Origin of the sequence: Nostoc punctiforme PCC 73102 (assembly GCF_000020025.1) — a bacterium.
GTDB classification, from domain to species: domain Bacteria; phylum Cyanobacteriota; class Cyanobacteriia; order Cyanobacteriales; family Nostocaceae; genus Nostoc; species Nostoc punctiforme.
The window spans coordinates 8,079,363-8,105,930 of the sequence record NC_010628.1 but is presented as its reverse complement, the minus strand read 5'-3'; the positions used below and the strand labels follow the sequence as shown (position 1 = coordinate 8,105,930).

The following is a 26,568-nucleotide window of genomic DNA, read 5'->3' as shown; positions in this document are numbered from 1 at the left end:
TTGTCCCTAATTCAGATATTGATGCTCTGAGGAATTTTAGAAGGAAGGAGATACTCATAGGGTGGGCGGTGCAAATTACGCTGCTTGATGGTATTTTCTACCTGCTGAAGATGACTTTGGAATGCCTGTAACAATGGTTTTACTTTCTCGTCTGTGAAGTATCCTTGCTCATACTCGCCCAGCTTGTTGTAGTATACAGACCCTAATAAGCTGAGTAGGTTGTATTGCCGTTGTGCCTGATCTAAAGGGGGGAGCAGATTAAGGTAGTCTTGCTCGGTAACTTCTCTTTTGAGAGTTGAGGCTGGTAAATAACCTGCCAATGGTATGGCTGCGGCGTAGCCCATCAAATCTTTTTGCGGAAAGTTAACGGCTGCATGTTGGGCACTGGCAGTAAAAATAATTAATGTAGTGGCATCAATCAGGTAATTTAGCGTTTTGATGCCCCCATCTTCGCCAAAATCGGGGATACGACCACCATCGTAAGCTGGGATTTCGGCTGCCCACGCTTGCAATGCTCTGTCTTTTTGAATGTCTTCATCCGTGGTGTAGTAAAGGTTCAGGTAGTCCCAAACCCATTGATGAATGGCATTCCAGATTAGTAGGGCATCATCCCGGTAAGGATAAATAGGCAATAGATTAGGATCGTCTACACCGCGCTGTTGGAATTGATTAGGTAAGATGGTGCTGTTAAAACTATAGCTTTGCAACCCTAGCACTGCTAAAACGCGAGAGTTATCGATTGATGATGAGAGTAATCTATCGACACCACCGCCTGGAGCAATGAGAATCCGTTGGGCGGCATCGTTAATTGCTAAGGTGCTATCAAAATGCGGGCGCAGCAGGATTCTGAGGGGATGTGTGAGTGGCAATTGTCGAGCAGTTGCGATCGCAAAAACACCAACTAAAAGATGAGTTCTTGCTAGGTGAGTAACAGCTTCGTGGATGTTAGCATCTGCTATTTGGACAATCGTTTTGGCAAAAAGCCAAGCGTATTTACCGGAGTTAGGAGTAACAATTGGATAATCTGGGCCTGGGGTCTGACCGCATTGAATGGCTACCGGACGCAATAGACGGGTGGGATCTGAACCTTTGGGTAAGGCAAATAGTGCTAGGGGAGCATAGAGATATTTTTGCTCGTGTGGGAATGTACCGTTGATTGCACCATCTAAAATTTTATAGTCAGCTAAGTAGAGCCTGCCTTCAATCCCTGCTGCTGCTAATGAATCGTCAGTTCCCATCACCGCTTGGTAATGTTCGTCTGTGACTGGGAAGCGATCGCTTAGAGTAGTTACTCGCTTGATCGTGACGGGATTGTAGCCAGCTACTCTCATGTAGGCAAATACTTCATCTTCCTGATAAGTTTTAGCGATGGCTGGTAGACTAATCACCGGAAACAAATTTTCGTAGTCCTTGAGACTGGTTGCATGTCCTGTAGGCTGTCCTTCATATAGAAGGGTAATTATCCTCTTTAGAGCATCTCTGAGGATCGCAAGTCCGTTTTCTTTCAGAATAGAATGAAAAAGATCGTCGAGTTCTCTAAAATCCTTAGATATCTCTTTGAGCAAAAGCTGAGGGATAATTTGCAGGATTCTTGCCAGAATGCTGATTCGGGCTGGTACTGCTCCCTTGAGCAAGGCTTCTAAAATAAATCTTTCGACATCATCACGAATCGATTTAGAATCTTGATTGCCTCTGTTGACAATCAAGGTATTGATAAAAAGAACTCGTAACTGCTGGGCTAATAAAAAATACCAGTTAGTGGTGAACTCTTCCGTAATAGAAAGCCGATCCACCATCGCAATAGATGGAATATGGTTGTAGTTATATTGATACTCTTGCCTAGCTATATCTAAAGTATGAGTACTTGATGAACTGATTGAATGATCTGGTGATAAAGCAGTCATTGGCTCTACTCATGTGTAGTACTGGGAAATTTAACACTTGAGGATAAACAGGTTTGAGTTACTAACTTTCGGTCAAAGGAACAGGGAACAGGCAATAGGCAACAATGAAGATTTTTGGTTAGATGCGGATCTTGTTCCCTCAACCTTCCATCGGGTCAGAAGCCCCGTCCCAATGGGACGATTGTGTTGGACGGGTAACAGTCCCCTTCCAACTCCTGTCCTGTTGCCTGTTGCCTTTACCTAAACTTATTATCGCAATCAAGTTTGAAATTTTGATTTTTCTAAAGAAATTTTCTGGAATTTCTCAATTTTTGAGCCACACGCTAAATGTTTCGAAATTTTGCAAGGAATATTTAGCACTACAAATGATACTTGCCAAGATTTAGAAACAATTCCCCAATAACACTTTCGGACTAAAGCACTGTGTTGGAGTTGACATTTTAACTACTGAAACAACATCAGGAAGACGACTATTAGATTTTTCTGTTTCCTATGTCTCCAATGTTTCCTTTACTTACACAACGATGGGATATTCTTTTCTCTTACCCTCCCTCGATCAAAAATCTATCTCTACCTCACTGCTTTTCTCCTTCAACAGTTAGAAGCAGCGAATTTTGCTCTCGTGCAAAGCTAGCTATCAGGGCAAGTTCTCATACTGTGGCAAAAGGATTAATTTGTGGATATTAACAGACGAGATTTACTGAAGCTAGTTTCTGCTTCTGGTTTAGGTGGAGCTGGGGTATTTGCTTTACAAGGTTTAACTAAACAGGTTTTAGCGCAAAATCAGCCTACTCCACTCCAGATAAAAAAAGGTGAAATGCTGTACAGGCAACTAGGACGCACCGGAGAACAAGTATCTGTAATTGGTCTAGGTGGTCATCATATTGGTAGACCAAAAGATGAGCAAGAGGGTATTAATCTGATCCGTACTGCCCTCGATCGCGGGATTAATTTTATGGACAATAGCTGGGATTACCATAACGGAGGTAGCGAAATTCGCATGGGTAAAGCTCTGCAAAATGGTTATCGTCAAAAAGCTTTTCTGATGACTAAAATTGACGGTCGTACAAAGGCGGCTGCTACTAAACAAATTGATGAATCTTTAAAACGTTTGCAAACAGACCACATTGATTTATTGCAACATCATGAAGTCATTCGCATGGAAGATCCAGACCGGATTTTTGCCCCTGGCGGTGCGATGGAAGCAGTTGTGGAAGCACAAAAAGCTGGCAAGATTCGCTACATAGGCTTTACTGGGCACAAAGATCCTTTAGTACACCTGAGAATGTTGGAAGTTGCCAATCAAAACAAGTTCCGTTTTGATACAGTGCAGATGCCGTTAAATGTTATGGATGCCCATTTCCGCAGTTTTGAGAGGCAAGTTTTACCCAGACTAGTTCAAGATAGAATTGCTGTACTGGGGATGAAATCAATGGGCGACCAAAACATCCTCAAAAGCAATGTGGTCAAACCTATCGAATGTCTGCATTACGCGATGAATCTGCCAACTTCAACGGTGATTACAGGCATTGAAAGTATGCCCATCTTAAACCAGGCTTTCGAGGCAGTAAGTACTTTTACACCCATGAGCCAGGAACAAGTTAGAGCATTACTGAATCGGACTCGCCAAGCTGCTCTTAAAGGTCAGTATGAACTGTTTAAAACCACTAGCCAATTTGATAGTACAGCCAAAAATCCTGAGTGGTTAGGATAAGTTTTAACCAAACGGGTCTTGGGTTTAAGACCCCGACTCAATCAAACACTGACTTTGGTAATACGACTATTTAATAAAGCCGCAGCAGACTGTTACACCCAATTGGTTTAGACATCTAAGCATTCATGCCGCCATCAACATCAAGTGTTGCACCGGTGATGAAAGCTGCGTCAGGACTAGCGAGAAAAGCGACCGCAGCTGCAACTTCCTCTGGCTTACCGTAGCGGTTGAGCGCTGTGGCTGCTTTTTGAATTACCGCAAAATCACTATCAGATGGGTTCATATCAGTTTCAATTGGGCCTGGCTGTATGACGTTAACTGTAATCGCCCTCGACCCCAGGTCACGTGCCCATCCGCGCGTGTAGCCAGCGATCGCAGATTTAGTTGCTGAATAATCGGAGATTCCTGCCCAAAGGGAATGGGTTCCAACACAGGAGCCAATGGAGATGATTCGTCCACCTTCAGTCATGAGTGGTACAGCCGCGCGGACGGCAGCCACTACGCCACCGACATTGATCGCAAACTGCCGTTCAAAGGAGGCAATATCGCTTGCAGAATCGCCAACTACACCAAGGACAAATATACCAGCGTTGTTCACGAGAATATCGAGACGACCAAAGCGTTCGGCGACCATCTTAACCAAATTCCCAACCTGGAGAGGATCGGCTTGGTCGGCTTTGAAAGCGGCGGCACTAACGCCTTTTTCTTCGAGTTCCCGGACAACGATCGCGGCCGTTTCCGATGAGGTGGCGTAACTGATGGCAATGTCTGCGCCGTCTTCAGCCAGACGTTTAGCGATCGCAGCACCAATACCCCGTGAACCACCTGTAACTAGGGCAACTTTACCTGTAAGTTTCTTAATATTGCTATTCATGATTTTTACTTTTTCGTTGTTGAACCTGTCACCTCAGTTATTTGACAATCGGGTAATTTTGTCAATATTTTGACAAAGCTATCAATAAATCAGCAATAATAACCAAGCCTGATGTGTTTTACCCAAACTTGAAAGATCGCAATGCTTATTTGCTGGCGATCGTTCGCTTCAGTACAAATCTGTATTTGTGGCTCTTAGACTGACGCAAGTAAGTAAATTCACCAGTTATCTAGCACAACTAGACTTAGATTATTACGTAAATCAACGAACTGTACACACTGTACGAAAAAGTTTATAGTCATTGCGTGGTGCTAAAGATTAGGGAAGCTAATCTTTATTTAATTAGCATCTGAAGAGTTAACTTGACTTGAATTCTGGGAACTATCATAGGAGCCACCAAAATTTATTAAAAAACAACATTCAGACAAGTATTAATGTTTAAATTAATTGCTCACATCCCTGACTATAGTATTACAAGTTTAATTTATGAAGCTGCTGCCACAGTAATTTATCGAGGATACTCCAAGGCTAACGGACACTCAGTTGTTATCAAACTGCTCAAAGCAGAGTATCCCAGTATCAAAGAGATTGCCCAACTCAAGCACGAATACGAAATCATCCAAAATTTGAATATTGCAGGTGTAATTAAAGTCCATGAATTAATCAGTTATGACAACGGCTACAATAATGGTCTAGCACTGGTTTTAGAAGACTTTGGTGGAGAAACCTTAAAACATCAGATATCTACTACAGGGATTGAACTTACAAAATTTCTGAACATTGCCGCTCAAATTACTGAAACTTTGGGAGAGTTACATACCCACCACATTATCCATAAGGATCTTAAACCCGAAAATATTCTTTATAACCCCAATACCGAAAAAGTAAAACTGATTGATTTCAGCATCGCTTCGTTGTTATCAAAAGAAAGTCCAGAAATTACTAGCCTCAACCTTCTAGAAGGAACACTGGCTTATATGTCGCCAGAGCAAACCGGACGTATCAACCGAACCTTAGATTATCGTACAGATTTTTACTCATTAGGTGTCAGTTTCTACGAAATGCTGACGGGTCAGCTTCCCTTCCACAATGCTCAAGACTCAATGGAGTTAGTGCATTGTCACATTGCGAAAATTCCTATAGCTCCGCACGAGATTAATCCTAATGTACCACTGGGAATCTCTGCGATCGCTATGAAGCTCCTGAGCAAAACTGCTGAAGACCGCTACCAGAGTGCTTACGGGTTAAAGGCTGATTTAGAGCAAGCAGCAATACAACTGCAAACAAAAGGAAGTATTGAGCTTTTTACACTAGGCCAGCAAGATTTTTCGCATCAATTCCAAATAGCTCAAAAACTTTACGGTCGGGAAGTAGAAGTGGCAGCTTTAATGGCTGCCTTTGAAAAAGTTAGCCTTGGTTCTAGCGAAGTTGTGTTGGTAGGAGGATATTCAGGTATCGGCAAATCCTCACTAGTTAACGAAGTTCACAAACCGATTGTCCGGCAACGAGGTTACTTCATCGGTGGCAAATTTGATCAACTCAAGCGAGATATTCCTTATGCTTCTTTGATTCAAGCATTTCGAGAATTGATGCGACAACTGTTAGCTGAAACCCAAGCCAGAGTTGAGGTTTGGAAAAATAAATTACTACGAGCATTGGGAGCTAACGGTCAAGTTATTATTGATGTCATCCCGGAAGTAGAACTGATTATTGGGCAGCAAGCGCCTGTACCGCAGTTGGGCGTTGCTGAGTCTCAAAATCGTTTTAATCGGGTGTTTAAGCAATTTATCCATGCCTTTACTGGTGCTGAACATCCCTTAGTATTGTTTTTAGATGACCTCCAATGGGCAGATGCTGCCTCTGTCAACCTGGTCGAAAATTTGATGACTGACCCAGAAAGTCGGTATTTATTGCTGATTGGGGCTTACCGAGATAACGAAGTTAGTCCCACCCATCCACTGATGCTAATGCTAGAGACAATTCAAGCATTTGGGGCAACCGTTGAAGAGTTACTTTTGAAGCCATTAGCAGCACCTCATATTACTCAATTGGTTACTGACACGTTCAATTGCGAATCATCCCAGGCAGAACCTTTAGCTGATTTGCTATTTCAAAAAACCCAAGGTAATCCATTTTTCTTGACTCAGTTACTAAAAGTATTACATCAAGATAATCTTTTGACATTTGATTATCGTTCGGGTTTCTGGAAGTGGGATCTCAACAGAATTCAGGAACAAGCCATTACCGATAATGTAGTAGATTTAATGGTGAATAAAATTCAGAGATTGTCAGAACCGACGCAGCAAGTTTTACAATTAGCTGCTTGTGTTGGCAACCGTTTTAATTTAGAAATTCTAGCTGTAGTAAACGAAAAATCTCCATCAGCAACAGCAGTTGATTTATGGGAAGCTTTACGGGCGGGATTAATTCTACCCTTAAGCGATACTTACAAAATTCCTCAATTGTTGAATCAGTCGGAATTGGCAACTTACTGCGATACTGCGATACAAGTTGACTATAAATTCTTGCACGATCGCGTTCAGCAAGCTGCCTATTCTTTAATTCCAACCGATCAGCAACAAGAAGTGCATCTGAAAATTGGAAAACTACTATTACATAATACTGAAAAAGCCCAGTTAGAAGAACATCTTTTTGATATCGTCAACCATCTCAATGCTGGTAGTTCATTGATTGTGGAACCAGCAGAAAGATATGAACTGGCAGAATTAAATCTGAAAGCAGGACAGCGAGCAAAATCATCTTCGGCGTTTGTAACTGCACTCAAATTGCTGAAAACAGGGATGAGTTATCTACCTGATAAAACCTGGCAGGATAATTATTTACTCACGTTAACTTTATATTTACAATCTGGAGAGGCAGAATTTTTAAATGGAAAATATGAGGAAGCTTTGCTGATTTTCGAGCAGACTTTCAGCCAGGTTCAAACTACTCTCGATATGTGTCGAGTGAATGAATATCGGATTATGTGTTATCGCATGGAGAATGATTTAAACTCCGCATATAAAATTGGGTTAAATACTTTGGAGCTTTTAGGCTTGGAGTTTGCAGCTTATCCCGATGATGCATATCTATTAGAAAAACTTAATCAAACCAAAAAAGTTATTGGCGATCGCTCAACCTTTAGTCTCGCAGAATTACCACCAATGCAAGACGAAGAGAAGTTAATGGCTCAACGCATCCTAAAAGAAGTCTGGCCTATTGCCTACTTTTTAGGATCTAAAGCGTTGCATATCACATCAATGAATATAACTCAACTTTCAGTTCAGTATGGCAACTCACCGATTTCTGTATTTGGTTACATGCTGTATTCCTTCAACTTAGTATTTGAATATGGTGAGGTAGATTCAGGTTATGAGTTTGGTGAGCTATCTCTGCGTTTGCATGAAATTTTAAGAACGAAAGAATTAGAAGCGAATATTTTGAATATGTGGGGAGGTTTAATCTGTCACTATAAAGACCATATTAGCCAGGCAAAACCTTATTTATTGAAGGGATTTAATAGTGGTTTAGAAACAGGTTCTTATCAATGGTCTGGTTATTGTTCAGTTAATTTTTTATGGCAATGCTTATTTGGAAATGAATCCTTAGAAAAAACCGCAGAAGTAGCCGAAGATTTTATTCCTAGCCTCCGCAAGATTGACAAAAATATGTTGAACTACCATCTGCTGGCGATGGAAGCGATCGCTAACCTGACTAAGCCAGCAGGTAAGATTGACCAACTTGTGGGAACTTGGGCAGATGAACGGCAAGTACTAGAGTTTGCATTGGCATCTTCAGATATGTTGAGTGCATTTGTAGTTTACATCTATAAACTCGCGCTCTGTAACTGGTATGGAGAGTATACCAAAGCTGTTGAGTATGCAGAGAATGCCGAAAAATTTGTTGCGGGAGCGCGAGGAATTTTTATTAATCCTGTTTTCTATTTTCACCAAAGTATTGCCTTAGCAGGGGGTTATACGGATGCAGATACCGCAACTCAAGTCATTTATCTGCACAAACTAAATGCAAACTTAGAAAAATTCCAGCAATGGGCAATACACTGCCCAAGCAATTATCAACACAAGTTCCTGCTGATTCAAGCAGAAGTGGCTCGGATTTATAAACAAGATTATCAGGCAATGGAGTTGTATGACCTAGCGATCGCTTCTGCCGCCGAAAACGGTTATTTACAGAATGAAGCCTTAGCAAACGAACTCGCATTTCGATTTTACTTGGCAAAGGAGAGAAAAAACTTTGCCAAAGTTTATTTTAAAGAAGCCCGCTATTGCTATCTCAAGTGGGAAGCTACGGCTAAAGTCCGGCAACTGGATGAACAATACTCCCAACTTTTTAGAGATTCAGTCGGGGAGGTAAATGGGCGTAGTACTGCTACAAAGCAGATTCGGGATATTTCTGAAGCTAAAACCCAAACTCTGGATTTAAGCACAGCAATTAAAGCATCGCAGGCACTCTCAAGCGAGATGGAGTTAAATCCTCTGCTGGAGAAAATGATGACGATCGCGATCGAGAATGCTGGTGCCCAAATGGGTTATCTACTTGTAAAACAAGATAACCAGTGGGTGATTGAAGCCGAAGGAAATACCGATCGAGACCAAGTGACAGTGCGATCGTCCAGTCTGGTGCAAGTAAAGCATAAATTGCCAGCTTTACTAATTAACTATGTTGAAAGAACAAAAGAAAATTTGGTTTTAGACGATGCTAGTCACACAGAGCGTTTTGTAAGTGACAACTATATTATTGCCAATCAACCCAAATCAATTTTGTGTTTGCCTTTCGCTCATCAGGGTAAGCTAACTGGAGTTCTTTACCTGGAAAATAACCTCACTACCGGAGTCTTTACCGCAGATCGATTAGAGGTACTGAACTTATTAACTTCGCAAGTTTCCATCTCTATAGAAAATGCTCGGCTATACACAAATTTGCACATATACTCCCAAGAGTTAGAAATTTCGGAAACACAAGCGCGTGAGAAAGCAAAGCAGCTAGAACACACGCTCGATGAATTGAAGCTTACCCAGTCTCAGATGGTGCAAAGCGAAAAAATGTCTAGCCTGGGGCAGTTGGTGGCAGGCGTTGCTCACGAAATTAATAACCCAGTCAGCTTTATCTACGGCAACCTGACTTACGTAAATAATTATGTCAAAGACTTGATGAGTGTAGTACAACTTTATCAGCAGCAAAACCAGAATTTACCACCTAAAGTTCAAGATGAAATAGATGCATTTGACTTAGATTTTTTGATGGAAGACTTACCTAAGCTGTTGGCTTCAATGAAAGTAGGAACCGATCGCATTCGTCAAATTGTATTATCTTTACGAAACTTTTCCCGCCTAGACGAAGCTGATGTTAAAGCCGTTAATATCCATGAGGGCATTAATAGTACGCTAATGATTTTGCAAAATCGGCTCAAACCCCAGCCAGACTCTCCGGGAATTCAGGTAATACAGGAGTACGGCAACCTGCCACCTGTAGAGTGCTACCCTGGCCAACTAAATCAGGTATTTATGAACCTGATCGCAAATGCGATCGATTCTTTAGAGGAATTTAACGAACATCGGACTTATGCCGATATCGCACATCAGCCAAGTATCATTACAATTCGTACTACTGTTGAAGGCGATTTCGCGGTCATTCGCATTGCTGATAACGGTTCTGGTATCAGTGAAAATGTGCGATCGCAACTCTTCACACCCTTTTTCACTACCAAAGCTGTTGGTAAAGGTACTGGTTTAGGGCTATCTATTAGTTACCAGATTGTGACTAAAAAGCATCGAGGACAGTTGGAATGTGTATCCGTTTTAGGACAAGGGGCTGAATTTATTGTTTCTATCCCCCTTCAGGCAAGGCTAGAAGGAAGAAGTGTCTGATCTTACAGCAGAAATATGAGCAGCCACAAATTCTTCATTCACAGACGCAAACGCATTTTTGAATTTTAACTACTTTTTTTTGATAAGCTGCTATTTAGATAGCTTGACAAGCGACAAGTTGAGCAATGGAATTTTTAAATTGCTAAACACAATACAAATGAAGTTGAGATGATGTTTGTTTCATAATTCGTTATAATTAAATGTTGCGATCGCCTTGCCATTTGCACGTTCTTAGAGTAATCATTCTACGTTTTGGTTATGGCTTATAAATTGCTGGATAATTGCTTATTCAATCGTTCGATTAAACATCTATTCCAGTTTCAACTTCTACTGGCTCTATCAGCTTTTCTTCAGGCGTAAACTCATCAATAAGCGTAATTATGACTGCTGCCGCAGGCACTGCAAGCAGCACACCAATAAATCCAAATAGCTTACCCATTACCAAAAATGTCACAATCACCATCACTGGATGGATATTAACTTGCTGACCCATCACTAAAGGCTGAACAACATGGGCATCTATTTGATTCATTACAAAGAAAAGTATCAACACAAATACTAACTTTAGCGGTGAAATACTCAATGCTACTAATGCTGGTAAAAAAGCACCAATGACCGAACCAAAGTAAGGAATTATTTCAAATAATCCTGCAATAATACCAAATGGTAGAGCTGACGGAATCCCCAAAATCAAAAGTCCAAATGTTGCTCCAGCACCCAGAAATATCATCGCTATTCCTGTCCCAAAAATCCAGCCTCGCAATCTTGTCTCACAAGCCTTAAGGATTCGTTTAAATCGTTGATGATGTCGCCTTGGTACTAATCTTAAAATCCCTTTCACTAAGGAATTAGGATCGTAAGCCATGTAAAGCGCTAAAATTAACGTTGCTACCAACTCAATGGTTAAATTTAAAGCTTCACCTAAGAAAACGGGTACTCCTCCTAGTAAATGGTCGGTCAAATTCCGTAATTGTATTAGTGCTTGGGAAATGTCAGGAATGAAAGTGAATTTCTGACGTAGCTGCTCAACATCTCCTGTCAATCTATTGAGATAAGTTGGTAATGTTTTGATTAATTTTTGAGATTCAAATGTCACACTAGGCACAACTACAGTAGCTAATACCACAACAAATCCGATGATTAATCCAATTAGTAGCAAAACAGCAACATCCTGTGATTTGACTAACTTTTGTAAAAACCTTAATAGGGTTCTCAAAATTAAAGCAATCAATGCTGCAATAACTAAAAGTTCTAATACTGGTAAAAGTTGATATAAAATGTAGAGTGCTGCTGCTAACATTACTGCCAATGGCGCACCACGAGTTAACTGCGACCATCCATTCTCTGTATCTCTGAGATTTGCCATTACTATCACTTATTCTTCTGTTTTAATTTTCCAAAATTAGTGCCTGGGATAGCACAGAATTTTTCTTTTTAAAGGTAGCTGTAAGCCCGATCGCCACAAGTCTAGTTTTTCTCTCCTGTTTGTGACCATATAGTCAAATCAGTTTTAATTCGCTCAGATATTTTACTCCCTAGCTAAAATTTTATTCTATTTATCCTTAGAGAGGTCTAGACATTCAAGTCATCTTTCTTGGGAAGGAAGTTTAACTATTTTGTATGTCTGTATGAAAAAGATGATTTTTCAATTTACCTAATGGTAGTTTTTTCCTTTGACGAACCCAAACGTGCTGAATCTCAACTGAATCTTAAAATTATCGCCTCTAGGAAAGGTGACTTTTTAACGCAGCAAAATTCGGTGGCAGCTGCGATCGCTTTCATACAACGAGTTAATTGCTGCATTGTGCCTTTTGCAGCAAAAAAAATTGACGCTTCTTCTATTGTCGAGGCAGTGCGATCGCTCTTTAGACAGTTGTTATCTTTCACTAGGAAGACGCGATCGCTGACCATGTGATTGAACAGGCACGACTGGTTGGAGTTTATGAGCAAAAGTAATAAGCTAATGGGCATTTATAACTGCATAGGATAATAAAATGCATTAAAATTGAATAGCTAAATAGCAGTTAATACTTTGTAATGAATCCCTACGCTATCCTTAATCAGACCGAACTTCAGCGTGTTAGTGATGGCATAATCCGACCTTTACTAGAAAATTGCGAGACTGCCTCACATATCCTTATTTTAGTCTGGCCACAACTTGGGGATTTTGATAGCCTTGAATATGCGTGGTGGTTACAGCGCGAAGCTAAAAAATTGCCAGATGAAAAACTTGCTATTCGTGCAGTCGGAATTGGCGATCGCGCCTCTGGAACAAAATTCTGTGAATATACAGGATTTCCACCCGAAAATTTATTTGTTGAACCTAATGCAGAACTACATCACCAACTCAAACTTTATTCAGGTCTGAATCTTCCTGTCCCTGGAATTTCCCCTACTCAGAAAGCTTGGCTAAATCTACTGTTCATGTGTGCAGGGTTTGGAAGTCCTGGAACGCTAAGAGAAGTTTTTCGAGGATACAGGGGCGATCGCCAAGCCCCTCAACTCATTGAAGATGATGAAATTATTCAAGGTACTCCTCTACCTGCCTTTCAAGGCTCATTTTTCCAATTAGCTGGTGGAATTGGGTTTCAACGTCCCTTTGAATTAGCTACTCTACGGCTACGGAATATGGTGGAAGTTCTGAGCAATTGGCATACTTATGTACCTAATCCTGCCTACTTAACTCAGCGTGGTGGAACTTTTCTGTTTGATACCCAAGGCCAGTTACTTTACGAACATCGAGATCCAGGAATTTTGGGCTTTGCTGCTAATATGAGTCAGCCCCTATCATTTTTATCCCTTATCGAAACAGATAGCTTTACCTCAATTCCTAATTCCTAATTGCTATTTCAATAATATCTAAACATAACAAAGTTGTGAAATTGAACACTTTTGTGTGCATTTGCCCCATAACAGATGTACATCATCTGGTTGCCTGTTGTAGTTAACTATTTTCATATTTAATACAATTACTTTTATTACTTTTGCTCTCTTCAAGTTTGTGAATTATGAACTATATGGTTACTAAATTTAAGTATTAAATAAAATCATTACCAATAGTTTAGAAAAGCAAAGACGTGAACCGTTTCAAAAAGCTATCCTCAATTGTGTTCTTGCTATTAGCCTTTATTTATCCACCTGGTTTGGCTGAAGCCAAGGATAACACTCTCAATAATGTTCTCAATGAACAGGCTCTTGACGCACAGACAAAATTAGTTGGAGAGCAAAGCGAAGAGCTTTTGTTAGCTCACCGACGGACTCGACGACGTTATCATAGACGGCAACGGACTGGAAAATATTATTATCAACGCCAGAGGAATCGACGACATTATTATAGACGACGCTATCGCTCTGTAAATTATCATGGACAACCATATCGTCATGGAGAATGGGAACTTGTGCGCGATCGTCATGGACGATTAATATATGATTGGCAGCGTTAAATAGTAAACTTTACAGCCAATTTTGCCAGAGAATCTTTATGTGTAAATCCTAACTTAGGCAGATTTGTTCGAGACAAAATAGTGGGTATTGCCCATGTATATTTTTAATAATTAATTGTTCCATCAGGCATAACTGCACCACGCAGATTTGCACCCGTCAGATTTGCACTACTCATTTCTGCTCTGATCAAATTTGCCTTACTTAAATTAGCACCAGTCAAGTCTGTCCTAGCAAGATAGGCATCAACCAAGTCTGTTTCTGTGAGGTTAGCCTGACGCAGGTTAGCTCGACTTAAATCAACTCTATTTAGCCTTGCAAAACTTAGGTTTACTCCACTCATCTGACATCTAGTCAGTTTAGCGTCTGCCATAATTGCACCATACAAATTAACACCTGTAAGTTCGGCATCAATGAGATTTGAACGTTCCAATCTAGCATTCATCAGGTTAGCACCTTTCAAATTAGCACCACCGATGTTAGTATCTGCCAAAGATGCATTATGCAAAATCGCTTCACTCAAATTGGCATCACTCAAATCGGCATAACGTAGCGTTGCCTCACTCAAGTTAGCACCACTCAAATCAACTTTAGATAAGTCTACACCAGTTAAATCAGCGCCCCGCAGATCAGCCTTATGAAGATTAGCACCCCGTAGACTAGCAGAGTACATTCTCTTTTCTTCTCGCAGGTTAGCCCCACGCAGGCACGCGCCATTTAAATTTGCACCACTCAAATCTGCACCACGTAAATCGGCATTCATCAAGTTAGTATCTAGCATATATGCCAAAGTTAAATTTGCATTACGCAAATCAGCACCCTGCAAAGTTGCACCATGTAAATTAGCATCATGCAAGTTGGCGCTGATTAAACTTGCCTGATTTAGGTTCGCACCACTTAGCTTTGTACAAACTAGGTTTGCGTGATTCAGAATTCCCCGGCTTAGATAGCTAAAAATTAGGATGGCATGACCCAAATCTGCTTTATTCAAAGCTATGCCAATCAAGTCTGCACCAAACAAATTTATTCCATTTAAGTTGGCCTCAATAAACTTTGTTTCTCCATTCTCATAGCGCTTTAAAAGTTCATTTGCATCCATATTCTTTCCTATCAATTACCACAAAATTTTAATTTCTTTCGGATTAACAATAATCAAAAACTACCATTATTCTTTGGTAGGGGGTGCTATAAATTGACAGGTATTACCATCATCATTGAGTCCAGTTTTCTGATAAGGATTAACTGGTGTTTTCATTTCTGGAGATTGAGTGTTGTTGAACGGATTATATCCATTGGCGCTGGCTGATATATCGCCATACAAAGCTCTCATAGATTGGATAATTGCACTAGCTGCTTGAATATTTTCATCCGGCTTCCCTAGAGATATAACAGCACTATTTAATTTAGATTCAAGCTCTCTAAGAGTTGGACAGATATTAAATAATCTCAGCAATAAATCATCAAGTTTTTGAGTCTTCAGTTTCAACCAGTCTTCTTCATTGAAAGTAAATTTTTTGTCAAGTGCAGAAAATAGAACTATTTTAGCCCTAAGTGGGTTAGTATACTTCATAATATTTTGCCGTAAATCAAACTGATTATATTGATGTTTGATTTGACTGTTTGGAGATTTCTCGATAGAATTTAATGATATTGGTTCGGAATTATAAAATATTTGTTCCTCTTTGCGAGGTTGATTTAATAATAGTCCTGTTGATTCTTCTTGATGAGGTTTATTTAAAAATATTCCTGTTGGTTCTTCAGGCGTTATATATAACTTCTGCATTTGATGAAAAATAACATTGGCGATTATGGCGTATTCAGCTTGTTTATTAAGAGTTTTTACAACTTCAGATAAACTATAATTTAACTTGTTGGTAGTTGGATTCAATCTAAATAATTCTTGAATTAGTTCTTGTAACTTAAACCTATCTAGCGTCTCTTCATCATTCTCCCAAATATTTTTACAAGCCGAATATATTAATTTTTTAATCCGCTTTGAGCTTTCATGCTGTTCTAAATGTTTAGTTACTGCATCGAGACTAGATATAGTTTCCATCGGCAAATCTCTGGCACAAGTATTAAATAGGAACAAATGATAAAACTAACCCTTTCAACGTGACTCGTAAAATCTCTTTTTATCGGAGCATTCTCTGGGTGTAAAGTGGCTTATAAGTTATTTATTTAACCGAGAATGCACAGTAGAAAGTCTGAGAGCAGGCATCAGATTTTCTAAGATAGAGAATATATAGAAAAGAGGTTTACGGAGAAATTCACTTTCGATAATTTCTACTCACTTTGAAAGGGCTGGTCTTATGTTATACCCTTTTTATCTAGCTTGTGTAGTCATGTCGAAGCACTTTGCCTAGGGTTGACACAAGGTAAGGATGCCTACAGTTTCAAGGCAATCCCAAGTAATACCGCATCCATTAACGACATCCGCAATTGCCGAAAGCCCTGCTGATATGGGCTATTGGAGTTATGAGTGGCGTATTGGTGGGCGAAATTGCAGAAATTGCATGAAAAATGCGAATCATCTAGCTCAAGCTCTAAATTGGCTGTTTTAGTAACTAGCTGCTGATATTGCCGCTATTTTCACCCACAAGCTCCCGTTGTATAAATATTCTAATTATTTGAGCCAGGTTCTCATTGCTTGCACTGGGTTGTTATATTACAGTTACTAGTTATGTGTTACTTACATTAGTATTGGTTTACAAGTTGTTGGACATATTGCTTAGACGAGCCATAGCTTACGATCGCTATATCAAGATCAGCATACTTGTAAAGGTTCAAGGCACGTTGGATTCCTCCAATAATCCAATCGGTTTCGTTGCCAAATGCTCCACCACCGAGAAGCGTAAGAAACAATCTGTTGTTTCCATTTCTGATCGAATTCAAGATTGCAGTACAAATAGTTGCTTCATAGGATGCCTCTAAAACGAGGCGTGCAAATTCCGTCCAAAGATTTGAGGAATGACGAGAGTAGTTAACTGGCAAGGCAGAGCAATAGGCTTGTGAGACCGTATGCTTGCAATCATTGAGCGTTACTTGCGTACTCCATTGAATGCCGATTCGTAACAACTCTCGCAATCCATCAAGTTCACTCTCGCTTGCTCCTCGAAGTCGATTTGAAATCTCGACCAAACCGCTATGTGATGCCAAAGCATAGCCGTTTCTCATTTCCCAAAGACGGCTTTTGGAATTTCCCAATGCTACTCCCATATCTGCAAGACAATCGATTTGGTTTGTTGTTGATTGTCCGGTTTGCCCATTTACGGTTGCAAAGTAGTTTCGATAAATCGTTCCTGCACCAGCCGCGATCGCACAGGCTGGCCCCTGGGTATAATCATTCTCATAAATCCCCACACCATCCTCAGGCGTTACATTTGGAGATACCATTTCCAGCAGATTAAACTGGGAAGCTACTTGAAAAAGCGCATCAGCATTCGATTCATTTATGTGCAAATCCTGGACGTTGGCAACTATTTCGCGTACCGATATTTGTCCAACCTCATATCCACTCGCATGGACACGTTCTCTGAGTTGGGCTAAAGACGGTGTTTCCAACTGACCGCAAACCATTACTTCCCCATTCACATGAGATTTCAATACCTTACCGTCAACAGTGATATTCTGCCAAACCTCTTGTGGGGACTCTTCAGGAAAACCGGCTAATGTTTCAAACCACGTCATTGGATAAAATCAAACGACATACATAACTATTTATTGTACGGAAAGTTTTCGTATAATTTTTTTCTTTTTGAAGGACTTGCCCAGCGATCGCTATTATGACTAATATCCACAAAAGACTGCACCAAACAATCTACTAAATGCGACACGCCCTTTTTCAAAGAAGAAAGCTCTTGACCGGGGGAATAACTTTTGAGTGTTGACTTTCGGGTAGCCGTACTAGGTGTTTGAGGAACTGGCTTGATTGAGAAGGTCAATAGCATCTTGATCGAGCTTTATATTGACAGCTTTGATGATATCGTTGAGTTGCTCAACCTTTGTTGCACTAACAATAGGAGCAGTAATACTGGGATTAGCAATGAGCCATGCCAGAGAAACTTGGGTGGGAGTAAAATTATAAGTCGTTGCCACCCGATCAATTGCCTCTAGAATTTGCAAGCCACGAGGGTTTAAATATCTTTTTACAGAATTACCACGAAGACTAATAGACAAATCTTTTTCTGAGCGATATTTACCAGAGAGAAAACCACTGCACAGAGAGGAATAGTTAATCACGCCAATTTCCTGTTCTTGGCAAATTTGTTGTAAATCCTGTTCATAACCATCTCGGTCATACAAGTTATAACGGGGCTGAAGGCTTTCGTAGCGAGGATAGCCATGCTGACGGCTAATTTCTAATGCCTGCCCCAAACGCTCTGCACTATAGTTTGAAGCACCAATCGCACGTACTTTTCCCTGACGAATCAATTCTGCGTAGGTTTCAAGGGTTTCTTCAAGTGGAGTGTTTTCATCGTCGATATGCGATTGATATAGATCGATATAATCGGTTTGTAACCTCTGCAACGAGTCTTCCACAGCTTGTTGAATGTGTTCACGAGAAAGCCCTTGGCCTCTAACATCCATATCGTTGCCAACCTTAGTTGCAATCACCACTTGGTCACGATTACCGCGCTGCTTGAGCCATTTTCCTAAAATTGTCTCAGACTCTCCACCTTGATTTCCTGGAACCCACTTGGAATAGACATCAGCTGTGTCAATAAAATTACCTCCAGCCTCTATAAAGCTATCTAAAATCTCAAATGAACTATTTTCATCAATAGTCCAGCCAAATACGTTGCCACCAAAAGATATTGGTGATACTTCTAGTTCTGAACGTCCAAGTTTACGCCTTTGTGTAATGACCATGAGTTTTTTCTTCAGACAGTTTTAGAATTACTTGTGCTAACTCAAATTAAAAATACAGTATGCTATTAAAACTACTATAAAGCTATTGATAAACCGTATTTTTTAAAGATGAACGTAGGTTATCACGGAAAATCATGTTAAATCAAGCCTTCTTCTCGTTGAGCGTTCTTAAGCATACTTGTTCTGGATGTTACCACCTACTTGGTCTGCGTTAACAGTGTTGGCAATATAGCAATCCTACCCAATACTTGTCGGGTTTTGGGTTAAAGGAAAAAGGTTAAAGAGGAAAACCTTATATATCAAGTCTTCCACTCCTTTTACCGTACGCTTTTCCCTTAACCGAACAGTATTGCAATCCTACTTATTAAATATCTAACGAATGGGGATTCACTCGAACTCCACACAGTAGGGGACTTGTGTGAAAAAAGTACCAGTAAACCGAGTTTCGACTGCGCTCAGCTCTCGATGGCTGAGGGTTGAGCGCAGCGATGCACTGAGCGCAGTCGAAGTGTCGAAACCCGTCTGGTTGGGATACTGATACTATTAACCCGCAGATCCCTAGCCCATCGTAGACATCGCTCAATCACGTTACAATAACTATTTGTTACTAATTAAACGGCAATTTACTTATGAGTCAATTTGAAAACATTCAAGCTGAGTATGAAAAGTTTACTGAAGAATTTGAGAGTGTAATCATTAGCACCGTGAACGCCCAAGCAATACCAAATGCTAGTTATGCTCCCTTTGTAATGGATAATTCCAAAAATATCTATATTTATGTCAGTGGTCTTTCAACTCATACCAAAAATATCTATACCAATCCTCATGTAAGTGTCTTATTTATCGAAGATGAAGCTAAGAGTAATCTAATTTTTGCCCGTCGTCGTTTGAGTTTTGATTGTACGGCAACTTTGATAGAGCGTGAAACTGACAAGTGGAATCAAATTGTTGAGCAATTTCAAGGGCGATTTGGTGAAATTGTCGAGGTTTTGCGCGGCTTGTCTGACTTTCGGATTTTTCAGCTAACTCCTAGTGAAGGGCGTTTTGTAGTTGGTTTTGGGGCAGCTTATCATATCAGTGGCGAGAACCTCCATCAACTTGTTCAGATCGCAGGAGATAGTAATCAAAAGTAAAAAATGAATTATGAATTAGTTTGACTGTATACAAATTAAATATGAAATAGCTTAGGACACAAAAATTTTACTTACTCTGATATTTATCGGTAAGCTTGAATTTATACCTCTTAATTTTGCCTTCGGGTAAAGTGCCATTAAACTATACTTTTTAATTTTATGCTTCAGTTTCAACCTCCTGGCTTTGGACATAAACTTATCCATACATCCTTGGGGGCAATGGTTTACTATACCCAAACGAATACACCTTGGGCGTTCGCTGACACTGAAGATTTACCTCCACTACTGTTTCTCCATAACTTTGGTGGTGGGGCATCTGCGTATGAATGGTCTAAAGTTTACCCGGCTTTTGCCTCTAATTACCACATTTTAGCTCCCGATCTAATCGGCTGGGGAGAATCGGCTCATCCAGTCCGGGATTATAAAATTAGGGATTATCTCAGCACGATCGCAGAGTTTATCATTGAAACTTGTCGTCAGCCGGTGACGGTGGTAGCCTCTTCTCTAACAGCCGCTTTTGCTATCCGTCTAGCTATTGTTCAACCCAATTTATTCAAAGCACTGTTTTTGGTGTCCCCATCTGGGTTTGATGATTTTGGGCAGGGTGCTGGACGCAGACTTCCGCTTTCGGTAATCAATACGCCTCTGTTGGACAATTTTATTTATATGCTTGGTGCTGAAAATGAAATTGCAGTCCGAAATTTTTTACAAAGTTTTCTGTTTGCCAAGTCAGAACGAGTATCTCAAGAAATAGTGGATGCTTATTTAACCTCTGCACAACAACCTAATGCCAAATTTTCCGCCTTGGCATTTTTACGGGGCGATCTTTACTTTGATCTGAGTTTATATATTCAGCAACTGACAATTCCCACTGTGATGTTTTGGGGAGAGAAGGCACAATTTACCAATATCAAACTAGGACAACGCTTGGCAAATTTAAATCAAAGGGCAATTCAAGATTTTTATGCGATCGCAGATGCAGGAATATTACCTCATTTAGAAATACCAGAAGTTGTCATTGGTTTATTGCAACGATATCTTCGGTAACTGGGGAGTGGGGACTGGGGAAGACGAGGGGGATGAGGGAGACAAATGACAAATAACAAATGACTACTTAGGGCTTGCTGAAAAAAAAGAAAAGGTTGCAGTCTCTAGATTCTCAGACCAAAGAAGTATATTCAGGTGCAAGACAAGAAGGTAAAATAGCCCAAAATCCTTGCATCACAGTGGTTCGTCGCAGCATAGTGTATCATTATTAACTATGTACTGAAAAGAAGAATCAACTCCAATTCCAGCAGAAAGTTTTGAGCTTCCATTTGAGGGAAAGTTATCATCAGATAATCGTTGGGTAATTATGGCCGATTTAATACCCTGGACAGAATTTGAGTCGGAATATTCTGCCGGATTCTCCGCAGAGATAGGGGCACCAGCAAAGTCATTTCGGATGGCGTTAGGTGCATTAATAATTAAAGAGAAACTAGGTATAAGCGACAGGGAAACAGTAGAGCAAATCAAGGAGAATCCTTATTTACAGTACTTTATAGGGATGTCATCTTATAGTAACAAAACTCCATTTGACGCATCCATGTTAGTACATTTTCGAGAAAGAATCAGTGCAGAACTAGTCAATAATGTGAATCAAGAAATGGTTAAGAAGATGCTAGAGTTAGCATCTTCTATTGACACCGAAAAAAAACAGAAGACGCTCGCGAACTCGCTAACGCTGCGCTATCGACAGAAAAAGCAGCAGAACAAGGTAATACGCTAAGAAATCGAGGGAAATTAATATTAGATGCGACTTGTGTGCCTAGTGATATCAGCTATCCAACAGATTTAAACCTATTAAATCAAGCGAGAAAACAGACAGAAAGAATAATTGACTTGCTTTATGAACAGATAAAGGGAATATTAGAGAAAAAACCAAGGACTTACCGAGAAATAGCTAGGAAAGACTACTTAGAAGTAGCTAAAAAACGTCGTGTATCTCAAAAAGAGAGGAGAAAAGCGATTAAAAAACAACTCCAATATATTAAAAGAAACTTATCCTATATTGACCAGCTAATTGTAGCAGGAGCATCTCTAAAAAGTTTAACTAATAGACAATATAAGATGTTGCTGGTAGTCGCAGAAGTATATCGTCAACAACTATGGCTGTATGAAAATAAAAAGCAGAGCATTGATGACCGTATTGTAAGTTTAAGCCAACCACATATCCGTCCAATTGTCCGAGGAAAAGCGGGTAAAGCCGTGGAATTTGGCGCTAAACTATCTGCTAGTTACTTTGATGGATATGCATTTTTAGACCATATTAGATGGGATAACTTTAATGAATCAGGAGACTTAAAAACACAAATAGAATCCTTTAAAAACTACCACTGGATATTATCCAGAATCTGTTCATGTTGATAAAATTTATCGCAAAGCGAGAAAACCGATCTTGGTGCAAAGAAAGAGGTATTAGAATCAGTGGAGTTCCTTTAGGAAGACCGCCAAAAAATGTGAGTAAAGAAAAAAAGAAGCAAGCTTTACAAGATGAGAGGATTCGTAATTGTATTGAAGGCAAATTTGGACAAGCTAAAAGAAGATTTAGCTTGAGTAGAGTAATGGCGAAACTTCCTCATACAACTCTAACTGTGATTGCTATTACTTTTTTAGTCATGAATCTTTCTACTCACCTGTCACGGTTTTTTTGTGCCTTTTTATGTCCATTTTGGAAAAATAGACATTTTTTAGCGATTGACATAACCAAGCATTATGATTTTGCTAGCTATAGGCAACAAAAACTTATCTTTGACCTTGCTTAAATAACTAGTCAACCCAAAAGAATTGCTTTTTTATGACTTTTTCAGCAAGCCCTACTTAGAGAGTAAATGTGCATTTAATGCTTTGGTGATGCGATCGCCAGAAGCTTCTAAGTGGGCTAAGGTGTAAATATCAATGCTTTCACTTAGTTGTTTGAGTCTGACATCAATGGCTTTTTGCAGTTGGCGCAATTCATACCAAGCCAACGTCCGACCATCTTCAAGTGTATCGGTAGTACCCAACATCATTTCTAGCAAAATATTCAGATATTCCCGTTGCAATGAACGACGGATGCTAGAAATTGGCTTTGGTTCTCCTGGGGTTAAAACTTCTGCCCAGATGCCTGTTTGCAGGGTATGGAACAGTTCCGGGATAGAAAGTGCTTCCCCAGGGAGAGTCTTTAATTCTATATCTTGTAAACGATTGAGGCGATCGCTGTCTAATAGCGATCGCAGCACCGCACTTTGGAAACCCAGAATGCGATCGTGAATTGGATAATCAAGGCGGTTGTTAGGTACAGAACGACCCCAGTGTTCCCAGCGTGATGGTGCTAGTTTATTGAGCAATTGTGGTGAAAAACTGAAAGCATTCTCAGCAAATACATACTCTTGCAGCTTTATCAATGCTTGACGTTGTTTTAAAAGTGAAACAGGTACAAATGTCCAAGAAGGATTATCACTAGTATGGAGATGCAGAAACGATTGTCCACCAATATATTTAGAAAGCAAGGTGGCGTTCCGAAAATAATATTTAAGCACTCTATTGAATGAGACGCGCAGGTTATTATAGCTTTCTCCTTTTGATAGATAACCCTTATCAAGGCGCTGCCACATAACGCGGGCATTATCCATTTGCCACTGCGAATAAAGTAGCACATCACTACTCATATCCCAGACATTCGCCAAAGGATTAATGTCCCAGATATCCTCATCAGTTGCATAAGATAATTCTGGTTGAGGCGACGCTAGTGCAATCTGCTCTAAAAAACTTTTTTCGGATTCTGGAATTATCCCCTCAAGCACTGCTGATGGACTTGTTTTATAACCATACTCAATTGCCCATTCGTCATAAGGCCCAACAACTCCTGGGAAATAGTCACCTTGCTGTACTCCTTGTGGTGCTATATTCACTGGTAGATAGTCCATCACCGAACTTACTAAGCCTTTGGTGTGAGTGATTTCAGTATTATTTAATTCTTCAGGCGCTAACATCGTGCTGCCATGAAAGTTATGGCGCAAACCGAGAGTATGCCCAATTTCGTGAGCTATGAGAGAACGCAAATATTGATACACATATTCCTTCATCGTTTCACTACTGGCTGTAGTATTTGGCAAAATTGACAACGCCAGCGCTCCCATCGCGGCTTGATTTGAAGACTCCATACCATAGCAGAACTCAGAGTCCGGTAGAAGAGAATTATTAGCTCCTAGTTTTTGGCTTCCCCAAAGAGCTTGACATGGGTTTTTGCCCACTAAAGATGGATTTACTTCCATCAATGCGTGATATTCTTGCTGAATTGATAGCACCATATTGGCATCTACCATAATGTCTGCATCCAATATTTCCCCAGTGAATGGGTTGACGCGCATTGGGCCTCTAGCAAAACCTGCATCCAAAGAGTTGAACCAGCGAATAGTGTTGTAATGTACATCTGCCGGTTGCCAATCAGCATCATCTGGCATTTGCTGCACTTCAATAGCATTTTGAAATCCAGCTTTTTCAAATGCTTTGTTCCACATTAAAACGCCTTCACGAATCGCATCGCGGTACTCTAGTGGCACAGCATTTTCAATCCAATACACAATTGGCTTTTTGGGTGGAGACAAGGGGACATTCGGATTCGATGGCTCTAAATGCCAACGATTGATGTAACGTACAAATGATTCATGAGGATTCTTATTAGATAAATCTTGAAAAGCAGTAATAAAATATCCCACTCTGTCATCAGCAAGTCTGGGAATATAATCATTGTTTTCTCTAAGTTGAGAAAAACTGTAGTGTACCTTGAGAGTAAGTGCCCTACTATCAGGTACGGTAACTAAATTTGCTCCTTCTAATGATGAAAAACCATAAATAGAATCAATTTCTATATTTTCTGGAAAGCTGTTAACATTCCCAAAATATGACTTGTGTGCGTCCAAGCGGTAATCAGCCTGCAAAGAGTATTTCAAAATGGTAGTTAATCCAGGTAAATCCTGCATTAGCAGTTCATTCAGGTCGATCAGAATATTTTCATTCTGTGGATCGATATTGGCGATTTCGAGTGAATAAAGAACTGAGTCGCTAAATGAACGAGCAAGCGATCGCTGTTCTGGTCTACTTTCTGCACGAAATTTCACATTCCGCACCACAAAGTGCAATCTATTGTTTACTCGTTGGAAGTAAAAGATAAAATCAGAAAGAGGTAATCCACTATAAATTCCACTTTCTCCAACACCCGATTCTAATGTCGCTATAGCTAGGTAGTCTTTATTTAGCTGTTCTGGTTTAATTTCTAAGTAAATTTTTCCCGAATTCTCAGTGCAATAAAGTGTGAAGAGTCCTTCTACTTTATTTATCCCTTTGACAACCTCATTAAATCGGCAAAAATTTTCCTTTCTATTCTTAGCAATATCGTTGTCAGTATTTGCTAAGTTTTCAACTGCTGGGAGCGCATTTGCTTGCTGTACATCAATATTTGAAAGTTGATTTGCTCCTGCATAATCACTATAGATGAACAAGTTATACAGTAATACTATAAAGATTGCTAATTTCCCGATCCAGTATTTCATCCTTTGGCTTTCCAGCTGAAGCAGTTCTCGTATTAAGGAAAAAATGTGGATTATTTTGTCCTCTGCAAGCCCTTCAAATATCTAGGGATTACGGTATAAATCCACTGATTCAGACAATATCTCTAGCCTAAAAGTCCTGTAACTATTGATTGTTTTTAGTAGGTCTTTGGGAACTATCTATCTCTTTGGACAGATAATTTTTATAACTAAAGATATATGTTTTTTTTAAACTCTATCTGTATTAAAAACCAAATGTAGCATTAAAAATGTATTTAGTGCTACATTTGGCAGGCGAAGGAATCTTAAGCAAGATTTATAAACAAAGAGTAAAACTTCTAAAAAAGCTCTGATTAAACAGTTAAATACTTTTTTCAGATGAATTAGGGAAATTTATGGTGAGCCTAACCGTTTACTCACATGGTTAATTGCTTCTTTTCAATCTCTTAAAAGCGGTATCCCAACAAAAAATCAGCTTTTTTACCTAGTTTACGCTGTTTCGCCAGGTTGAGGAAGATTGCTTTGATTTGTTTGGGGAGCCAGGATGGAATAGAGCAGTCTAGCCAACCACAAACTGATTTGGAAGGGTTTGCTGTAATTTTGTGTAGCAGCAAAAGCAAGTACCCAATTTTTCCCACATCAGTGGTGTCAAAATCAAGCAATACATGAAAAATATCGTGGGTGGCTAAATATCGCAGAGTAAATAGATTAGTTTGGCAATGTCTTCATAGTTCCGGGCTGATATTTCAGGCATTTAGTTGATTTTTAACCAAATAATTGGCATATTATCTTCCAAAGTAGCCTTGACTATATTGGCTTAATTGGTTCAAATAATATTCTACTACTGATTGCAATTGGGAGGCAAGCTTAGATAAAATTAAGTACCAAAATAATCATATTTTAGAATGGCAATATCAACCAAATTTACTGAGTTTTTGTCAGCTATAATTGCTTGAATTTGTGGGAGTTTTTTAGCATCATGATTTTCCTAATTAGATTGACAAAACTTGATAACAATTAGGTGTATACCTTTATCCTATTTGTCATACAACACGGTTTAGTTAGCGCCAAAAACCTTAAAACGCGTAGATTTGGTTGAGAAGCTAAACTCAACATTTCTGGGGTTCTGTTGGGTTGTGCTTTGCTTAACCCAACCTACAATTTTTCTTGAT

At 39.8% G+C, this 26,568-nt stretch carries 16 protein-coding genes and 1 pseudogene; 9 read left to right on the top strand and 8 right to left on the bottom strand.

From position 1 onward, the window contains the following. Positions 1 to 11: 11 nt before the first annotated feature. Positions 12 to 1,904, bottom strand: a complete 1,893-nt coding sequence (locus NPUN_RS33315; RefSeq protein WP_012412744.1) for a lipoxygenase family protein — start codon at positions 1,902 to 1,904, stop codon at positions 12 to 14. A gap of 676 nt (positions 1,905 to 2,580) precedes the next feature. Between NPUN_RS33315 and NPUN_RS33310 the strand changes: the two genes are divergently transcribed. Further along, a complete protein-coding gene (locus tag NPUN_RS33310) occupies positions 2,581 to 3,618 on the top strand; it encodes an aldo/keto reductase (protein WP_012412743.1) in 1,038 nt (345 codons plus the stop codon). A gap of 115 nt (positions 3,619 to 3,733) precedes the next feature. Here NPUN_RS33310 and NPUN_RS33305 read toward each other — a convergent pair whose 3' ends face one another. Further along, positions 3,734 to 4,492 (bottom strand): SDR family NAD(P)-dependent oxidoreductase, encoded by a 759-nt coding sequence (locus NPUN_RS33305; protein WP_012412742.1) that lies wholly within the window; start codon positions 4,490 to 4,492, stop codon positions 3,734 to 3,736. A 434-nt stretch (positions 4,493 to 4,926) separates the two neighbouring features. On the opposite strand from NPUN_RS33305, the gene NPUN_RS33300 reads away from it, so the two are divergent. Further along, a complete protein-coding gene (locus NPUN_RS33300) occupies positions 4,927 to 10,380 on the top strand; it encodes a trifunctional serine/threonine-protein kinase/ATP-binding protein/sensor histidine kinase (protein WP_012412741.1) in 5,454 nt (1,817 codons plus the stop codon). 301 nt (positions 10,381 to 10,681) lie between these two features. Here the strand turns inward: NPUN_RS33300 and NPUN_RS33295 are convergent, their stop codons facing one another. Further along, positions 10,682 to 11,746, bottom strand: coding sequence for an AI-2E family transporter (locus NPUN_RS33295; RefSeq protein ID WP_012412740.1), 1,065 nt, complete (start codon positions 11,744 to 11,746; stop codon positions 10,682 to 10,684). Between the two features lie 291 nt (positions 11,747 to 12,037). Here NPUN_RS33295 and NPUN_RS33290 point away from each other — a divergent pair, with 291 nt between their 5' ends. The 3 genes from NPUN_RS33290 to NPUN_RS33280 all read left to right on the top strand — a co-directional run bounded on the left by NPUN_RS33290 (position 12,038) and on the right by NPUN_RS33280 (position 13,823). After that, complete coding sequence (locus NPUN_RS33290) at positions 12,038 to 12,295, top strand: hypothetical protein (protein ID WP_012412739.1); 258 nt, start codon at positions 12,038 to 12,040, stop codon at positions 12,293 to 12,295. Positions 12,296 to 12,417: 122 nt separating this feature from the next. Beyond that, entirely contained in the window at positions 12,418 to 13,221 is an 804-nt protein-coding gene (locus tag NPUN_RS33285) for a peroxiredoxin-like family protein (RefSeq protein ID WP_012412738.1), read from the top strand. Positions 13,222 to 13,457: 236 nt separating this feature from the next. Continuing rightward, on the top strand, positions 13,458 to 13,823 hold the full coding sequence (locus tag NPUN_RS33280) for a hypothetical protein (protein ID WP_147262594.1): 366 nt from the start codon (positions 13,458 to 13,460) through the stop codon (positions 13,821 to 13,823). A 104-nt stretch (positions 13,824 to 13,927) separates the two neighbouring features. On the opposite strand, the gene NPUN_RS33275 is transcribed toward NPUN_RS33280, so the two are convergent. Together NPUN_RS33275 and NPUN_RS33270 are read right to left on the bottom strand one after the other, a co-directional pair. Then, a complete protein-coding gene (locus NPUN_RS33275; protein WP_012412737.1) occupies positions 13,928 to 14,920 on the bottom strand; it encodes a pentapeptide repeat-containing protein in 993 nt (330 codons plus the stop codon). 66 nt (positions 14,921 to 14,986) lie between these two features. Further along, entirely contained in the window at positions 14,987 to 15,877 is an 891-nt protein-coding gene (locus NPUN_RS33270; RefSeq protein WP_012412736.1) for a hypothetical protein, read from the bottom strand. Positions 15,878 to 16,205: 328 nt separating this feature from the next. On the opposite strand from NPUN_RS33270, the gene NPUN_RS42320 reads away from it, so the two are divergent. Next, on the top strand, positions 16,206 to 16,385 hold the full coding sequence (locus NPUN_RS42320; RefSeq protein WP_167315695.1) for a hypothetical protein: 180 nt from the start codon (positions 16,206 to 16,208) through the stop codon (positions 16,383 to 16,385). A gap of 133 nt (positions 16,386 to 16,518) precedes the next feature. Here the strand turns inward: NPUN_RS42320 and NPUN_RS33265 are convergent, their stop codons facing one another. Together NPUN_RS33265 and NPUN_RS33260 are read right to left on the bottom strand one after the other, a co-directional pair. Further along, on the bottom strand, positions 16,519 to 17,511 hold the full coding sequence (locus NPUN_RS33265; protein WP_012412735.1) for a hypothetical protein: 993 nt from the start codon (positions 17,509 to 17,511) through the stop codon (positions 16,519 to 16,521). Between the two features lie 216 nt (positions 17,512 to 17,727). Beyond that, the gene (locus NPUN_RS33260; RefSeq protein WP_012412734.1) at positions 17,728 to 18,693 is read right to left on the bottom strand and encodes an aldo/keto reductase; all 966 of its coding nucleotides are present in this window, start codon (positions 18,691 to 18,693) and stop codon (positions 17,728 to 17,730) included. Between the two features lie 629 nt (positions 18,694 to 19,322). Here NPUN_RS33260 and NPUN_RS33255 point away from each other — a divergent pair. The 3 genes and pseudogenes from NPUN_RS33255 (at position 19,323) to NPUN_RS38420 (ending at position 22,630) form a co-directional block, all read left to right on the top strand. Next, a complete protein-coding gene (locus NPUN_RS33255) occupies positions 19,323 to 19,826 on the top strand; it encodes a HugZ family pyridoxamine 5'-phosphate oxidase (RefSeq protein WP_012412733.1) in 504 nt (167 codons plus the stop codon). A gap of 159 nt (positions 19,827 to 19,985) precedes the next feature. Further along, positions 19,986 to 20,873 (top strand): alpha/beta fold hydrolase, encoded by an 888-nt coding sequence (locus NPUN_RS33250; protein ID WP_012412732.1) that lies wholly within the window; start codon positions 19,986 to 19,988, stop codon positions 20,871 to 20,873. Between the two features lie 241 nt (positions 20,874 to 21,114). Next, positions 21,115 to 22,630, top strand: a pseudogene (locus NPUN_RS38420) (IS5 family transposase). Between the two features lie 51 nt (positions 22,631 to 22,681). On the opposite strand, the gene NPUN_RS33240 reads toward NPUN_RS38420, so the two are convergent. Then, a complete protein-coding gene (locus NPUN_RS33240; RefSeq protein ID WP_012412731.1) occupies positions 22,682 to 25,399 on the bottom strand; it encodes a zinc-dependent metalloprotease in 2,718 nt (905 codons plus the stop codon). Positions 25,400 to 26,568: the final 1,169 nt, after the last annotated feature.

What these genes read in the sequence shown, in the direction of transcription:
- NPUN_RS33315 (WP_012412744.1), bottom strand. Translation starts at nt 1,904, where the DNA reads ATGACTGCTTTATCACCAGATCATTCAATCAGTTCATCAAGTACTCAT.
- NPUN_RS33305 (WP_012412742.1), bottom strand. Translation starts at nt 4,492, where the DNA reads ATGAATAGCAATATTAAGAAACTTACAGGTAAAGTTGCCCTAGTTACA.
- NPUN_RS33300 (WP_012412741.1), top strand. Translation starts at nt 4,927, where the DNA reads ATGTTTAAATTAATTGCTCACATCCCTGACTATAGTATTACAAGTTTA.
- NPUN_RS33295 (WP_012412740.1), bottom strand. Translation starts at nt 11,746, where the DNA reads ATGGCAAATCTCAGAGATACAGAGAATGGATGGTCGCAGTTAACTCGT.
- NPUN_RS33290 (WP_012412739.1), top strand. Translation starts at nt 12,038, where the DNA reads ATGGTAGTTTTTTCCTTTGACGAACCCAAACGTGCTGAATCTCAACTG.
- NPUN_RS33285 (WP_012412738.1), top strand. Translation starts at nt 12,418, where the DNA reads ATGAATCCCTACGCTATCCTTAATCAGACCGAACTTCAGCGTGTTAGT.
- NPUN_RS33275 (WP_012412737.1), bottom strand. Translation starts at nt 14,920, where the DNA reads ATGGATGCAAATGAACTTTTAAAGCGCTATGAGAATGGAGAAACAAAG.
- NPUN_RS33270 (WP_012412736.1), bottom strand. Translation starts at nt 15,877, where the DNA reads ATGGAAACTATATCTAGTCTCGATGCAGTAACTAAACATTTAGAACAG.
- NPUN_RS42320 (WP_167315695.1), top strand. Translation starts at nt 16,206, where the DNA reads ATGCCTACAGTTTCAAGGCAATCCCAAGTAATACCGCATCCATTAACG.
- NPUN_RS33265 (WP_012412735.1), bottom strand. Translation starts at nt 17,511, where the DNA reads ATGACGTGGTTTGAAACATTAGCCGGTTTTCCTGAAGAGTCCCCACAA.
- NPUN_RS33260 (WP_012412734.1), bottom strand. Translation starts at nt 18,693, where the DNA reads ATGGTCATTACACAAAGGCGTAAACTTGGACGTTCAGAACTAGAAGTA.
- NPUN_RS33255 (WP_012412733.1), top strand. Translation starts at nt 19,323, where the DNA reads ATGAGTCAATTTGAAAACATTCAAGCTGAGTATGAAAAGTTTACTGAA.
- NPUN_RS33250 (WP_012412732.1), top strand. Translation starts at nt 19,986, where the DNA reads ATGCTTCAGTTTCAACCTCCTGGCTTTGGACATAAACTTATCCATACA.
- NPUN_RS33240 (WP_012412731.1), bottom strand. Translation starts at nt 25,399, where the DNA reads ATGAAATACTGGATCGGGAAATTAGCAATCTTTATAGTATTACTGTAT.